A 14646-nucleotide genomic window follows, 5' to 3' on the forward strand; every position below is an offset into this window, starting at 1 on the left:
ACAAGTTTTGAATTAATGTTTTTTTAGATGCAAAAACCACTGCACCATACCGATGAAAAATGCACCACCAACAATGTTACCTAAGGTCGCTGGAATTAAATTTTTCACCACAAAATTTGCCATTGTTAAATCAGCGAATTGACTAGGATCAACCCCTATCGCTGTCCAAAATTCAGGGCTTGCAGAGCCGTGAATTAACACGCCCATTGGGATCATAAACATATTCGCCACACAGTGTTCAAATCCAGATGCCACAAACATGGCTATCGGCAAAATCATAATGAACGCTTTATCCGTCAGGCTCTTACCTGCATACGCCATCCATACCGCAATACAGACCATCAGATTACAGAAAATCCCCAAGCTGAATGCTTCAATCCAAGTATGATGGATCTTATGTTGGACTGTTTTTAAAATAGTCAAGCCCCACTGCCCATTTGCAGCCATAATTTCACCGCTAAACCACACTAACAGCACAATAAAGGTCGCACCGATGAAATTACCGCCATACACAACAAACCAGTTTTTAAACATCTGCGCCCATGTAATTCGCTTACTTGCTTTGGCAACAATCGTCATGGTTGTTGAAGTAAAAAGCTCTGCTCCAAATACCACGCACATAATAATGCCTAAAGAGAAAACAAGACCGCCAATGAGTTTAGCGACACCCCATGGCATATCCGCAGCCCCAACTTGGGTAGTTGCATAAAAGACAAAAGCAATAGAAATGTAAGCGCCAGCAGTAATTGCTGAAATGAAAGAATAAAATTGGTTTTTGGTTGCTTTATAAACTGCGCCATCTTCGGCGATTTTTGCCATCTCAGCAGGTGAAAACATTACTATCCTTAAACGAAAATTTGAAAAATTATAGAAATTGTTGAGAATTATAGACCTGTTAACCTGATGATTAAATAATTTTTACGTTTAAAATAAATAAAGTAGAATTCTTTCTTGATCCATATCAATCTTTCAAAAAAAGTACAATTTTTGAAAACTTAACTTAAACACAAATTTAACAAAATAGTTACAAAATGACCGATTATTTGACTGCTTTACTCGGAATTTTCCTTAGCGAAGAGAATCAACTTCTCATTATGTTTGTCAGCAGCTTTTTAAGCGCAACAATACTACCAGGCAATTCCGAAGTGATTTTTACCACTTATACAACGCAAGCACTATTACAAAAAAATACGGTGTATGGATTATTCGTTGTAGCGACATTAGGAAACTCCCTCGGTAGTATGACAACTTATTTTATCGCTCAATTTTTTCCACAACCTAAATTTCATGACCAACAACATAAAAGCATCAAGCTCGCGCTTAAATTGAGCCAAAAATATGGTATATGGATTCTATTATTTAGCTGGTTTCCTATTGTTGGCGATATCTTTTGTGGTATTGCAGGTTGGTTACGATTCAACTTATGGAAAAGCATATTATTAATTACTCTAGGCAAAGGAATTCGTTATGCATTGCTACTTTGGAGCGTTTATTTGGTTGTTAGTTAAGGACTAACAGTCTACAATATGAATAAATTATTTTTGATGAGAAAAGCTATGTCAAAACACCCCCCTGAAATCAAATCTATCTCAGTAATTGCCAAAACTCGCATTTTTGAAGTGCAATCCGTCGATTTACGTTTTTCCAACGGCGAAGAACGCACCTATGAACGTTTAACGCCACAACGTCGTTCATCTGTCATGGTATTACCCATTCATAATAATCAACTGATTCTTGTTAAAGAGTATGCTGTCGGCCCTGAACGTTATGAACTCACCTTCCCTAAAGGCATTGTGGATAGTGGGGAAGATCCTGTACTGAGTGCAAATCGAGAATTACAAGAAGAAATAGGTTTTGGAGCAAAAACAATCGAACCACTGCGTTCAGTGTATAGCGGTCCTAGCCATATGTACGGCTTAATGCACCTTTTCGTGGCTCAAGATCTCTATCCATCACAGCTAGAAGGCGATGAACCAGAGCCACTTGAAATCATCTATTATCCATTAAACAAAATTGACGAACTGCTTGCCGACCCTAATTTTGCCGAAGCACGCAATTTATCCGCCTTATTTTTATTAAGAGAATATCTCAATGCCAAAAACTAGCCTACATATTTTATGGATTTATCCACTACTTACCCAGTTACTCGGCTCTGCCCTATTACCCCTTTTTAGCGAATTTAGCCAAGGGGGAATGCTGGTTGTTTTTGCCTTATTTACCGTCCCAGCTTTTCTATTTGCATTAGTCAGCTACAAACAGCAATATCACCAACGTAACATCATTCAAATTGCCTTTTTCTCAGGGGTAATAATGTTCATTTACAGCCTTTTTTCATTTTCATTGATGTTAGCTTTTGATGAATACACCAGCCTTGAAGATCCTATTCCCCTATGGGAACAATCCCTTGCCGTGATCTTATTCGCTCTAACCTTTGCTTTAGCAAAAGTAATGTACGCACTGTTGGTGTTGAGATTGTTTTTGCCGAAGGTGTAAGTCGCTTACATTAATAGAATGGAGCTAGACACTTCGGGTTTAATAATGGCGAGAGTTTTTTAGATCATTGGTTATCCTTATATTCAAGTTAAGGCAGGGTGAGAAACTTCCTCCTAGTAAATTTATAGGTCTCTCCTAGATAACGACTAAAAATCCCTATTAGGTTAAGATAGCCCTATGAGCAAAAGTTATCTAAGTCAGTATAAACAAAATAAACTTATTGAGCTGTTTGTAGCAGATATCACTGCTCGAACAGCTGCTGAGTTGATAAATGTAAATAAAGCTACCGCAGCCTATTATTTCCATCGTCTGTGATTGCTTATCAATCAAAACAGTCTACATCTTAAGAGGTTCGATATTCAAGAACAAGTGAAGCCCGGCAGTATTGTTTACACCGATTTCTACCGAGACTATGATAAGTCTGATGTAACTGAGTTTAATCATTTTCGCATCAATCACAGTACCTACTTCGCAGAAAAACAAAACCCCAAACGAAAAGGACTAAGTCCGATACAATATCGAAATCAGTCCTTTGAATAGCTGTATAACTTTTGAAGGTCAGATCATTTTATTCATATTTTAAAAGGTGATTTGAAGACTTTTACCATAAAACTTTAGGGGCTGACGTAGATTAGCCCCAATAAAAAAGTACCCCGAAGAAGAAACCCAAGCCCCAATTTGGCTAAATGCACATCAGCTTCCCAACCAGTGCTTCTTTTTAACAAAACTTTTTCAGGAGAATATCTGTCCGTGTAGTAATATCCTAGCACTAGAACAAACATTACAATAACAACGCCTAATTAATTTTCCTTTGGTACAGAATTTGATAATGCATCTACGTGTTTTTTTATTGCTTCACGAACATGATGATTGGAATAATCTACCTCAAGAGAACCATCTCTATTTACTTTTACTCTACCATCAAAAATTGTTGTTGGCTGGACTTTATCAGCTGATTTAACCCATAATACTCTAACACAATTAAACGTTGTTTTTAAAAAATCAAACGTAACTGTAAATAGTTTTAACATAGCCATCCTCATATAAAATAGCGAGTGCATAATAGTATTTAATAAATCTTATCAGATCAACCTTAAAACACATTATTAACATCAACTATTAACATTATTTTAACACAATCATAATGGTCCCCACAATCCTACATCCAAAGAGTTCAAATCTTAACCAGACATCAATCAATCCAGCGAATACAGCATATTGCCAGCGATGCTGCATAATTTCTTGCTAACTTATCGTACCGAGTCTCAATGGCTCGATATTGTTTTAAAAAGGCAAATGCATTTTCAACTAAATGGCGATGACGATATAAATGTCACCCCATATCATCATTACCCACCGTTGAATTTCGTTTACGAGATATAACTAGAACAGCTTTTGCGGTCATCAGAATAAAACCAATAGGATCGCCACAATGATCCACAGCTAAATAAAGGAATAGTAGACAAAAGTGTTGATTTTAATTATTGGAGCTGTATTAGATTAGCTAGTATACCAACCAACATCAGCCCCTATAAATAAGGTTGTAAGAGCAAATTACATTTGCCCTAAATAATTGCAGAAGGATCAGGGCGAAGTCATTCGCGCCTACATTTTATTTACACAATCTCACTCGGCGTAAAGAAATACGCAATTTCACGTTTTGCTGATGTTTCAGAGTCTGAGCCGTGAACTGAGTTTTCACAGTAGCCTAAACCAAACATTTTACGAATAGTGCCTAGTTTGCGTTCTTCAGGTTTGGTTGCTCCCATCAACAAGCGGTAGTTTTCTACGGCATTTTCGCCTTCTAACACCGCAACAACGATAGGCTCAGAAATCATAAATGCTACGAGCGGATCAAAAAAATCTTTGCCTTGATGTTCTGCATAAAAACCTTCCGCTTGTTCTTTGGTTAAGTGAAGCATTTTTAACGCTTTGATCGCTAAGCCATTTTTTTCCATATAACTTAAAATTTCACCGATAAGATGACGTTTAGTCGCATCGGGTTTAATAATGGCGAGAGTTTGTTGGATCATTTGTTGTCCTTATTATTGAGTTAAGACAAGGTGAGAAATCCCACCCTGAGTAAATTTATTTCACCTGCATACCAGCTGTCACACCGCTATCGGCAGAGAGCAAGTAGAGATCTGCACCGCCTGTGCCAGCAGATAAAATCATTCCTTCCGACATACCAAACGACATTTTGCGTGGGGCAAGGTTGGCAATCATAATCACAAATCTGCCTTCAAGCTCTTCAGGTTGATTGTACGCGGCTTTGATACCAGAGAAGACTTGGCGAGTATGATCGCCTAAATCGAGTTCAAAACGTAATAATTTATCTGATTTCGGCACAGCTTCACATTTCAATACTTTTGCCACACGCAGATCGAGTTTAGCGAAGTCGTCAATGGTGATTTCTGAGGCAATTGGTTCAACTTTGGTTTCACAAGCGGTCATTTCTTTTCCTTTTTTTGCAGTTTCTGCTTTTACGCTTTCGGCGAAAAGTGCTTTGGTTTCTTCAATCACAGCGTCAATCTGTTTTTTCTCTAAGCGAGAGAATAGCGATTTAAACGGTGCAATGCTATGGGCAAATAGTGGTGAACCGATGTTGTCCCAACGCAGTTCCGTTTGTAAAAAGGCTTCGGCACGTTCTGCGAGTTTTGGTAATACTGGTTTGAGATAGCTCATTAATACACGGAATAGCTCTAAGCCCATTGAACAGACCGCTTGTAATTCGGCATCTTTGCCTTCTTCTTTGGCAATTACCCAAGGGGCTTTGTCGTCAATGTATTTATTGGCTTTATCCGTTAATGCCATAATTTCACGGATCGCTTTGTTGTATTCACGCGTTTCAAAATAAGTGGCGATATGCTCCGATTGTGCAACAAATTCATCAAAAAGCGCTTGATTTTCTAGTGTTGAAGCCAGTTTACCTTCAAAGCGTTTTGTGATGAAACCTGCGGTACGAGAAGCTAAATTAACTAACTTATTGACGATGTCGCTGTTTACTCGTTGTACAAAATCTTCTAAATTGAAATCAAGATCTTCAATGCGATCATTCAATTTCGCCGCATAGTAATAACGCAAACATTCAGGATCGATATGTTTTAAATAAGTGCTGGCTTGAATGAAAGTACCACGGGATTTTGACATTTTTTGTCCGTCCACCGTCACATAACCGTGAGCAAAAACGTTCGTTGGTTTGCGGTATTCGCTTCCTTCTAACATCGCAGGCCAGAATAGACTGTGGAAGTAAACAATGTCTTTACCGATAAAATGATATAACTCAGCATCACTCTCTTTTTTCCAGAAATCATCAAAGTTCAAGCCCGTGCGGTCGCAAAGATTTTTAAACGAAGCCATATAGCCGATAGGGGCATCAAGCCAAACATAGAAGAATTTGTTTTCGCTATCTGGAATTTCAAAGCCAAAGTAAGGTGCATCACGGCTGATGTCCCATTGCTGTAAACCGCTCTCAAACCACTCTTGCATTTTATTGGCAATTTCAGGTTGAAGCGAGCCAGAACGTGTCCACGCTTTCAGCATTTCTTCAAAGCTTGGTAGGTCAAAGAAAAAGTGTTCCGACTGTTTTACCACAGGGGTAGAGCCTGACACTACCGAACGTGGATTGATTAAATCCATCGGGCTATAAGTAGAAGCACAGACTTCACAGTTATCGCCGTACTGATCTTCCGCTTTACATTTCGGGCAAGTGCCTTTCACAAAGCGATCAGGCAAGAACATATTTTTTTCAGGATCGAACAACTGCGAGATCACCTTGCTTTTGATAAAACCATTCGCTTTTAATTTTTTATAGATGGCAGAAGTGTATTCACGGTTTTCTTCGCTGTGGGTGGAATGATAGTTATCGAAACTGATATTAAAGCCAGCAAAATCAGCAATGTGATCAGCTTTGGCTTTTTCGATTAACTGTTCAGGGGTAATGCCGAGTTTATCCGCATTCAACATAATCGGCGTGCCGTGAGCGTCATCAGCACAGACAAAGTGAATTTCGTTGCCACGCATACGCTGAAAACGCACCCAAATATCCGCTTGAATATGTTCAAGCATATGTCCTAAATGGATCGCTCCGTTAGCATAAGGCAAAGCACAAGTGACCAGTATTTTTCTTTTTGGATTTGACATTCTAAATCTCTCTAAAATATAGCAAAAAATCATTGGGATTGTAGCGGAAAAGGGGGGAATTGTGTAGTTAAGATTTGGGGAGATAGGGATTTTTCAACGCTATTTCTGGTGTTTCTCTTATTTCTAAAAGTTATAAATAACTAATAACACATTATCTTTTGAAAAATGAATTTTTCAGATAAAATAGTTCTGATAAGGACTGGTGCAAAGTAATCTTCACTATCCGTTAATGCTCACCTACATAAAAATTAATTACGATCTTCATAAAGAGTATTAAAGCGAGAAATTACTCCACCCAAGTTTCATAAAATAAATTTTTTAAATAAGGGATACAAATTATGAACATCAAAAAATCAATATTATCTACTATGCTTTTATCTTCTGCTGTGTTGCTCTCTTCTTGTAAGAAAGATGGCGCTGGCGGAAATTCTCCCCAACATAATAAAGAACAAAATCCAGTTAATTCGTCGATAGGTAGCCATTTTAGTGCTGAAAGTAGTGGAACTACAAATAATGGATTTAATAAACTCCCTGACAGACAGACAGACAGACAATCATAATGCACTTACGTCTCATTCTTCCAATACTAATCATCATTTAAATACATCTAACGATTCTGTTTTATCAAATACTTCGATAACTCCAAATCTGCCAGCTGCTCCAGATAATTCAATGCCTACAGATAGTTCAAATTCAGCGACTTCTGATAGTCAAAAACCATCTGATGAGCCTAAGGCCGACAGCCCAAGTTCTGCTGAGAGTTCAACAACTTCAAATGAACCAATCATTTCAGACAATCAAACAACTTCGAACGATCCAACAACTTCGGACAGTCCAAATTCTACAGATAAACCTAGTACGGAAAATACTAACAATGAACAAGCTACAGCAGAGACGACAGATAAGCAAGAAGTAGCAAAAGAGGATAGAAAAGAAGAAGTCGTAGAAGAGCCAAAAGTAGAACATCAAGAACAACCACAAACAGAAACTGAAAAACAACCGCCTAGAGAAGAGGAAAATCCACAAACAGAGGAAAATTCACAAGCAGAAGAAGATCCTCAAGCTGATGAATTGCCGAAAGTTGAAGAACAGCCTGAAGCCGAAGAAAAGGCTGAAGAGGAAAAAGAATCTCAAAGCTCTGAAATTCAAACTGCTCCAGAAACCCAAACTAACAGTAATGAAATACCAATAAATAATGAACCGACTAATAATGAAATATCGAGTAATAATGATCCAACAAATAATATTACTCATAATGATAATTCTTCTGGAGAAAATATAAATCAAGAAAATAATGAAACCGGCAAAGAAAACAGTTCAGAGGATTCGCCTTCTTTCAATCAAGATTTAACTACAATAATTCCAGAAAATAATAATTTATCTGCTGGAAATAGTGATGATAATAAAAATACTGATACGGAAAATAATGTATCTGGAAATAATTCGCTAGAAAATAATGATGTTACTTTAAATTTAAATAATAATTCAGAATCTACAACTCCAGAAAATAATCCTTCTACGCAATCTAATTCATCAATAAATCCTGTGGATAATCAGCCTTGGGTTAATCCTGAAGTTGAGAGATTAGATAAAAATAATTACCAGCAAACCGCCCAAGAAACAAAATTTACTAATAGAATTGGGATTGTTGATATGGATTTTAATACACGTGATGATCTTGGCAAAGCCTTTAAATTTGAGAATGGGCTAAGTCGTATAGTTTTAAATGCGGGTTTATATACGTCAGCAAACGGACATAAAAGCTCTCATGGTACGATGGTTGCTGGTGTTATCGATCAGAAAAATAAAAATGCTACGCTTTATGCTTATACTGCAAAATCCGCTTATATGGAAGCTGTAAGTGCATCTAATCAGCATTACAATGAAGCATACGATCATAAGGTTAGAATATTTAATAACTCTTACGGTAATAATCCACATAGAGATAGTGTAAAAGAAAAAGGATGGGAAAAGTTAGCAGGCTTAGACCTATATAAGCAATTGGCTGCAATGGCAGAAAAAGACAGTATTTTTGTATGGGCATCTGGCAATGATGGCAAAAAAAGAAATACAGGACAGAATGAATATGCAACCATAGAAGGACACGTTCCTTTAATTAGAGATGGAGCAAGAAAAGGCTGGATTGTTGTAACCTCGGTAAATCCACAAAATAATGGGCTTATGGATTATGCGAGCCAAATAGGAGATAAAGCAAAAAACTGGGGGATTGCTGCACATGGTGAATGGTATTTATTTGATAAACAAGTACGAACAGAAGGAACTTCTTTTGCTACACCTGTTGTTACTGCTGCCGCGGCTAATGTTTGGGAAAAATTTGATTGGATGGATCATCATTTAGTTACTCAAACCATATTATCTACCGCTAATAAATTAAATTCGTCAGATGTGACCGAAGAACCGAATGAACGTGTAGGTTGGGGCGTGTTAAATCAAGAAAGGGCATTAAACGGGCCAGCTAGATTTGATACAAAACTTTTAACCAATGATAATAAAACCTATGTTGTAGCAAAATTAGATTATAAACATCATACCAACCGCACTAAATACACTTGGTCCAATAATATTCAAGGTGATGCTGGCTTTAAAAAACAAGGTACTGGAACACTTTATTTTACTGGTTCAAATTCTTATAGTGGAAATACAGTTATCGAAAACGGAACTTTGGTAATTGGAAATGAATTAAAACAATCCACAGTAGAAATCCAGTCACAGGGAACATTATTAACGAAAAATTTAAATAACTCTCAAACAGAAGTTAAAATAGTAAAAAATGTAGATAATAAAGGTTCCTTGGAGGTTTATGGAAAGGGGTTAATTATTGAGGGTAATTATACTACTTCAAATAATGCCAGAACGGTTATTGATATAGATAAATCTAAATTAAAAGTAAATGGAACAGTTAATTTACAAGGTTCCTATATTGTAGCCGATGTTGAAAATATTAATGAAGTGGTTTCAAGAGATCCTCAAACAAAAACCATTATTGAGTCTCAAAATCCTATTCAAAATTATAATGGAGATTACAAAATATCGGATCGTGCTAACCCTTATATTGATTTAAAAGAAATTAAATTAAAAGAAGGGAATAATAAAGAAATTATTGCAACCTATAAACGAAATGATACAGAATTTGTATTAAAATCTGCCAATGAAAGTTCATTAAAGAATGTTTATACTGCGAGAAGTTTAGATCTTATTTTAGATAGTGCGAGTGATTCAGGAAACACAAATGGAAACCTCAGAAGTACGGCATTATCCTTTATTAATGCTAAACCACAAGCGGTAGCTTCTGCAGTAGATTCTTTAAGTGGTGAAATATATCCAGCGGTACATCAAGTAGCACTGAATAGTATTAAAACCTTGAATAGACAAATTGCTAAACAGCAATTCTCAAATATTCAAGATATTAAGCCTTATCATATTTATACTCAATTAGCTACACAAAGTTTAAAACTTTATCAGGATGATAATTTTGGATTTGCAGATTTAAAAAATAGTGCAGACTCACAATTAGTTGGTATAGATAAGCAATTTAATGCCTTTACATTTGGTATGGGATTGCAACGAGTTCATCAAAAATTATCTCCTTTATCTAGTAAAGATCAACAAGTTGGAAAAGTAGATTTAAAACAACACAGTTTCGCCTTATACGGAAAATATGATTGGAATAAATGGTATTATCTCAGCCAAATCAGTTTTACTGATATTAAAGGGAAATTAGATAGAACATTGTTATTGCCTAATGGCACACAGACAATTAAAGCTGATTTAAAATTACAAAATTATTCTTTTTATAATGAAACCGGATTAAATCTACAATATGAAAAATTAAGATTTAATCCATATGTTGCGTTACATATTAACCGTTTAAAACAGGATTCCATTAATGAAAAAGAAGATTTAGCATTAAGTATTGATAAATATCATAAAACCCATTATGGATATGAATTGGGCTTAAGATTAAATCAATCATTATCTGAAAAACTTAATATAAATCTAGACATCTCTTATCTTTATAATAAGAACAGTATGGATAATATAGTAAATGGAAAATATATTATTTCTGACACTGAAACTAAATTATATGGAATGAGATTACCAAGATATGAATTTAAAACTAGTTTAGGTATGGGCTATTATCTTACTGAAAACCTCAATATTTACGCTAACATAGCTTATTATAGATTGTGGAATAACCCAATGAAATCCTATTACAAAGAAGGAAATATTGGCGCGAAGTACTATTTCTAATAGTAATATGATAAACAATCACTTGAAAGCACATTCGTAACCCTGTGGAAATCCCACGGGGACTTTTTGCTTAATCATTGCTATATTCTTTATTTTCAGACTTTGGCAAAATGGGCAGTTTTTTGTTCATATTTCAAAAAGAGGGCTTAAAGCCTTGTACTATAAGGCTTTAAGCCACTTTTTAGCAACAAATTTGTCTATTACACATTTTTTGCCGAATCAAACCGCTTGTTGTAAGGGTTATTTATCGAATTTCCTCCTTTCCATCACGTTAATCCGTTATTTTATTTATCAATACAAGCGGTGAGTAATGTAAAGAGGAATGAAAACCACGCTTCCTATACCCCAAACAAGAACCATTCCAGTAGCTTCACTATCTAAAGTTATTTTTTCTGAATATGCTATAAATTGTGTTTGTAGTGGCTGTTCTAATTTGGCTTTGTTCAGAACTGCATCTTGATTTTCAATTTTGACCAACTTCCCATAAATGTCATAAAACTGTTCTGATGATTTCTTATTATGTAAAGAAGTGAGTTTTACCCTAGACTCAATATTAGGTGTTTTCATTTGATTTCTGATATAAATAATCTCTGCTTTAGTAACAGATTTCATTTTTTCTGATTGAATAAAACGAGAATAAATTCGGTGGTTTTCCGCTCTTGATAATCAGCATTCTCCTTGTTACTGCTTTCAAATTAATAACTATGCAAATCTCCGACAACATATAATTTATTATCAGCAATAAAAAATGCTCGGATTGTTTCTGTTTTGGTATTTTCATCTTGATACTCTGTTTTAGTACAAGCGGTCATAAAACATAAAATCAAACAGTAACAAAAAAAGCGTTTTAAGATTTGCATAGTTTTCTCCTCAGAATAACTATGAAATAGCCACCACATCTGGCAATTTCACTAACTGATTAAGTAGTAATTCCATCGCTCTTTCACTCTGAACGGTGACATTTAACGTAATTCCCGAACCATTATTTTCTGCATTGAGTGATAGCACTTCAAACCCACGGTGGCGGATCACTCTGAGTAAACGCTCAAGGGTTTCAGGGCGTTTATTAGCTTTGATAACGAATTGATATTGTTGCATTTTTCTTCTCCTTAAACCCCAATGTCTTCATCTAACATATCTGTATTGCACGCATTTGGTGGAACGAGTGGCCACACATTTTCTTCATCTGGGATACAAACGTGCAATAAATACGCTCCTTTGCTGTTGAGTAAGCGGTCTAATGCGGTTGAAACTTCCCCTGCTTTTTCAATGCGTTCTGCTGGAATGTCAAAGGCGTTAGCTAGCATCACAAAGTCTGGGTTGTCATCTAAAATGGTTTGACTGTGGCGACCATGGAAAAAGAGCGATTGCCATTGACGCACCATTCCTAAACGTTGGTTGTCGAGTAACAGAATTTTGACAGGTAAATTGCCACGTTTGATTGAGCCGAGTTCTTGAATATTCATCATAAAAGAGCCATCTCCCGTAATCACAATGGTTGGATCCGTTGGGCGAGCTTTGACCGCACCCGCCGCTGCTGGCAGACCAAATCCCATTGTGCCGAACCCAGCAGAAGTGATGTAGTTTTCAGGGGAATAATGCTGCATATGCTGTGCTGACCACATTTGGTGCTGGCCAACGTCAGTAGTAATAATCGCATTTTGCGGTTTGCGTTGTGAAAGGGTGTGTAACAACGCCCAAGGGTCGATTTCGCCTTCGCCTACATTTTCTTGATAGCTGAAGTCAAAATCCGCTTTCAGCTTACGCACATCAGCTCGCCAGCTTTCAATCTCTAACGGTTGGGTAAGTGCGGTCACTGCCTCGATTAAATCTCCTTGCAATGCTACATCTGCTTTGCGTAGCTTGTTGATTTCAGCTACATCAATATCAATATGAATCACTTTGGCGTGCGGTGCAAAGGTGTCAAGTTTACCTGTCACACGGTCGTCAAATCTAGCCCCACAAGCGATGAGTAAATCACTTTCTTGTACTGCATAGTTAGCCGCTTTCGTGCCGTGCATACCGATCATTCCCATATAGAGTGGGTGTTGTGGCGGAATGGTTCCTAAGCCTTTCAAGGTAGAAACAGACGGAATATTTGCAACATCTAGGAAAGATCTAACCGCTTGCACGCCATCTGCCATACCAACACCACCGCCAACATAAAGAATAGGGCGTTTTGCTTGAGCTAACAAGACTTTGGCTTGTACAAGTGCGGATGGATTTTGTGTTTTAGCCGCCACTTTTTTATAGACGACGGGGGAAAGTGATGTTGGAGCGAATTGCACATCTTTAGGAATATCGACAAGCACAGGACCAGGGCGACCACTTTGTGCAATTTGGAACGCTTTGGCGATAATTTCAGGTAGTTCATCAATGTTTTGCACGATGAAACTGTGTTTGGTACAAGCAAGGGATAAGCCTAATACATCTGCCTCTTGAAAAGCATCTGTACCGATAAAGGCTGAAGCCACTTGCCCTGTAATTGCTACGATAGGAATAGAATCCATTAAGGCATCGCCTAAGCCTGTAACTAGGTTGGTTGCCCCTGGGCCTGAAGTCGCAATACAAACGCCTGTCTTGCCTGTTGCCCGAGCATAACCGATAGCAGCCATTGCAGCACCTTGCTCGTTACGACAAAGTAGATGATCTAAACCTGAATCGTAAATCGCATCATAGACAGGCATAATTGCCCCGCCTGGATAGCCAAAAAGAGATGTCACACCGTGAGCTTTCAAACACTCAACGACTAAATTTGCTCCGTTCATAAATTACCTTTTTAATGTTGTGTCGCTACTTTAGTTAAGGCTTTTATGTAATAAAAAACCCTCACTAAAACTAGCGAGGGTTTGTGGATCTCATTATACAATTCTAATTGCGAGCCAACTTAACCCTCGCGGCGATAATAATCACAACGAGATTAATAATAAGGCTAACAAGAGAACGTAATGTCATTTTCATTTATCAATAAAAGCTTGAGTGGCCATATAAATAGCATATTTTTTGTATAAAACAAATAAATTTTTTATCTCTTTATGAAAAAAAGCAAACGATTAGCTTTAAATAGACTAAATTTACTTGCGTAGTGGGGGGCTAGGGTTGAAAATGCCCAAATTATCACTATTTAATCAGCCACTAACTTCTATAAGGAATTTCTATGCCATTACTTCTCTTTTTAGCTGGGCTATTTTTATACATCTACATTGAAATCTCTCTGTTAGTAAGCGTTGGCTCTGCTATCGGGGTTTTACCCCTGATTTTATTAATGATCACTATTTCAGCGGTCGGTTTATGGTTGGTGAAATTAAGAGGAATAATGACCATAGTACAGATCCGCCAAGAGATCGCACAAGGAAAGATCCCAGCACAAGCGGTGACGTCTTCGATCTTTTTTGCAATCGCAGGGGTATTGCTGATTATCCCAGGTTTTTTGAGCGATATTTTAGCGTTATTGCTTCTATTGCCGATAACTCGCCAATTGCTACAAGCAATGTTTATGAAACTGTTTGCAAGTCGTGTGAAATTTATGTCCTTTGGCTCAATGAACAGAACTTCCTCTCAAAATAATACAACGTTTGAAGCGGAATTTGAGCATAAGCAAGATGAAGATAAGTGGTTGAAATAATGATAAATTTCATAATGATACATATCAAAGATTCACGACATATAATGAGATTCAAAAATCAATATCTGAGGTCTATTTTTCCTTTCGCAATTGCGATAAAAAAGAGTAAAATT

The 14646-nt window shown here is 36.9% G+C and carries 14 protein-coding genes and 2 pseudogenes; 7 read left to right on the plus strand and 9 right to left on the minus strand.

Features of this window, described 5'->3' with window-relative positions; translation table 11 throughout:
* Positions 1–12: 12 nt before the first annotated feature.
* Positions 13–837, minus strand: coding sequence for a formate transporter FocA (gene focA / locus B0183_RS00695; protein ID WP_021110543.1), 825 nt, complete (start codon positions 835–837; stop codon positions 13–15).
* Between the two features lie 194 nt (positions 838–1031).
* Between focA and B0183_RS00700 the strand changes: the two genes are divergently transcribed.
* From B0183_RS00700 to B0183_RS00715, 4 genes and pseudogenes are all read left to right on the plus strand, one after another.
* A complete protein-coding gene (locus B0183_RS00700; RefSeq protein ID WP_021116727.1) occupies positions 1032–1508 on the plus strand; it encodes a YqaA family protein in 477 nt (158 codons plus the stop codon).
* A 48-nt stretch (positions 1509–1556) separates the two neighbouring features.
* A complete protein-coding gene (gene nudE, locus B0183_RS00705; protein ID WP_021114275.1) occupies positions 1557–2105 on the plus strand; it encodes an ADP compounds hydrolase NudE in 549 nt (182 codons plus the stop codon).
* Positions 2092–2493, plus strand: coding sequence for a hypothetical protein (locus B0183_RS00710; protein WP_021110540.1), 402 nt, complete (start codon positions 2092–2094; stop codon positions 2491–2493). The genes nudE and B0183_RS00710 overlap by 14 nt, the downstream gene beginning before the upstream one ends.
* A gap of 177 nt (positions 2494–2670) precedes the next feature.
* Positions 2671–2979: pseudogene (locus B0183_RS00715) on the plus strand (IS1595 family transposase); the annotation flags it as partial.
* A 314-nt stretch (positions 2980–3293) separates the two neighbouring features.
* Here B0183_RS00715 and B0183_RS00720 read toward each other — a convergent pair.
* The 4 genes and pseudogenes from B0183_RS00720 to metG form a co-directional block, all read right to left on the minus strand.
* Positions 3294–3524: a hypothetical protein gene (locus B0183_RS00720; protein WP_042906059.1), complete on the minus strand. Its 231-nt coding sequence runs from the start codon at positions 3522–3524 to the stop codon at positions 3294–3296.
* Between the two features lie 161 nt (positions 3525–3685).
* A pseudogene (locus B0183_RS12205) lies at positions 3686–3946 on the minus strand (transposase); the annotation flags it as partial.
* 163 nt (positions 3947–4109) lie between these two features.
* The gene (gene ndk / locus B0183_RS00730; protein WP_021112222.1) at positions 4110–4526 is read right to left on the minus strand and encodes a nucleoside-diphosphate kinase; all 417 of its coding nucleotides are present in this window, start codon (positions 4524–4526) and stop codon (positions 4110–4112) included.
* Between the two features lie 55 nt (positions 4527–4581).
* Complete coding sequence (gene metG / locus B0183_RS00735) at positions 4582–6636, minus strand: methionine--tRNA ligase (RefSeq protein WP_044009063.1); 2055 nt, start codon at positions 6634–6636, stop codon at positions 4582–4584.
* Positions 6637–6974: 338 nt separating this feature from the next.
* On the opposite strand from metG, the gene B0183_RS12080 reads away from it, so the two are divergent.
* Positions 6975–7196: a hypothetical protein gene (locus B0183_RS12080; protein ID WP_131826754.1), complete on the plus strand. Its 222-nt coding sequence runs from the start codon at positions 6975–6977 to the stop codon at positions 7194–7196.
* Entirely contained in the window at positions 7150–10908 is a 3759-nt protein-coding gene (locus B0183_RS00740; protein WP_078208181.1) for an autotransporter domain-containing protein, read from the plus strand. The genes B0183_RS12080 and B0183_RS00740 overlap by 47 nt, the downstream gene beginning before the upstream one ends.
* Before the next feature lie 291 nt (positions 10909–11199).
* Here B0183_RS00740 and B0183_RS00745 read toward each other — a convergent pair whose 3' ends face one another.
* The 4 genes from B0183_RS00745 to ilvG all read right to left on the minus strand — a co-directional run bounded on the left by B0183_RS00745 (position 11200) and on the right by ilvG (position 13676).
* A complete protein-coding gene (locus tag B0183_RS00745; protein WP_035494288.1) occupies positions 11200–11520 on the minus strand; it encodes a hypothetical protein in 321 nt (106 codons plus the stop codon).
* Between the two features lie 83 nt (positions 11521–11603).
* Positions 11604–11768 carry a hypothetical protein gene (locus B0183_RS12210; protein WP_157686066.1) on the minus strand — a complete coding sequence of 55 codons (165 nt, stop codon included), beginning with the start codon at positions 11766–11768 and terminating at the stop codon, positions 11604–11606.
* A 19-nt stretch (positions 11769–11787) separates the two neighbouring features.
* Positions 11788–12006: an acetolactate synthase 2 small subunit gene (gene ilvM, locus B0183_RS00750; protein WP_035494289.1), complete on the minus strand. Its 219-nt coding sequence runs from the start codon at positions 12004–12006 to the stop codon at positions 11788–11790.
* Between the two features lie 11 nt (positions 12007–12017).
* The gene (gene ilvG / locus B0183_RS00755; RefSeq protein WP_035494291.1) at positions 12018–13676 is read right to left on the minus strand and encodes an acetolactate synthase 2 catalytic subunit; all 1659 of its coding nucleotides are present in this window, start codon (positions 13674–13676) and stop codon (positions 12018–12020) included.
* Between the two features lie 389 nt (positions 13677–14065).
* Between ilvG and B0183_RS00760 the strand changes: the two genes are divergently transcribed.
* On the plus strand, positions 14066–14533 hold the full coding sequence (locus tag B0183_RS00760) for an FxsA family protein (protein WP_021115755.1): 468 nt from the start codon (positions 14066–14068) through the stop codon (positions 14531–14533).
* Positions 14534–14646 lie beyond the last annotated feature (113 nt).

The organism is Glaesserella parasuis (assembly GCF_002015085.1).
Classification (GTDB): Bacteria; Pseudomonadota; Gammaproteobacteria; order Enterobacterales; family Pasteurellaceae; genus Glaesserella; species Glaesserella parasuis.

Excerpts from the sequence above, each read along its gene's own strand:
- focA (WP_021110543.1), bottom strand. The coding sequence starts at position 837 with ATGTTTTCACCTGCTGAGATGGCAAAAATCGCCGAAGATGGCGCAGTT.
- B0183_RS00700 (WP_021116727.1), top strand. The coding sequence starts at position 1,032 with ATGACCGATTATTTGACTGCTTTACTCGGAATTTTCCTTAGCGAAGAG.
- nudE (WP_021114275.1), top strand. The coding sequence starts at position 1,557 with ATGTCAAAACACCCCCCTGAAATCAAATCTATCTCAGTAATTGCCAAA.
- B0183_RS00710 (WP_021110540.1), top strand. The coding sequence starts at position 2,092 with ATGCCAAAAACTAGCCTACATATTTTATGGATTTATCCACTACTTACC.
- B0183_RS00720 (WP_042906059.1), bottom strand. The coding sequence starts at position 3,524 with ATGTTAAAACTATTTACAGTTACGTTTGATTTTTTAAAAACAACGTTT.
- ndk (WP_021112222.1), bottom strand. The coding sequence starts at position 4,526 with ATGATCCAACAAACTCTCGCCATTATTAAACCCGATGCGACTAAACGT.
- metG (WP_044009063.1), bottom strand. The coding sequence starts at position 6,636 with ATGTCAAATCCAAAAAGAAAAATACTGGTCACTTGTGCTTTGCCTTAT.
- B0183_RS12080 (WP_131826754.1), top strand. The coding sequence starts at position 6,975 with ATGAACATCAAAAAATCAATATTATCTACTATGCTTTTATCTTCTGCT.
- B0183_RS00740 (WP_078208181.1), top strand. The coding sequence starts at position 7,150 with ATGGATTTAATAAACTCCCTGACAGACAGACAGACAGACAATCATAAT.
- B0183_RS00745 (WP_035494288.1), bottom strand. The coding sequence starts at position 11,520 with ATGAAATCTGTTACTAAAGCAGAGATTATTTATATCAGAAATCAAATG.
- B0183_RS12210 (WP_157686066.1), bottom strand. The coding sequence starts at position 11,768 with ATGCAAATCTTAAAACGCTTTTTTTGTTACTGTTTGATTTTATGTTTT.
- ilvM (WP_035494289.1), bottom strand. The coding sequence starts at position 12,006 with ATGCAACAATATCAATTCGTTATCAAAGCTAATAAACGCCCTGAAACC.
- ilvG (WP_035494291.1), bottom strand. The coding sequence starts at position 13,676 with ATGAACGGAGCAAATTTAGTCGTTGAGTGTTTGAAAGCTCACGGTGTG.
- B0183_RS00760 (WP_021115755.1), top strand. The coding sequence starts at position 14,066 with ATGCCATTACTTCTCTTTTTAGCTGGGCTATTTTTATACATCTACATT.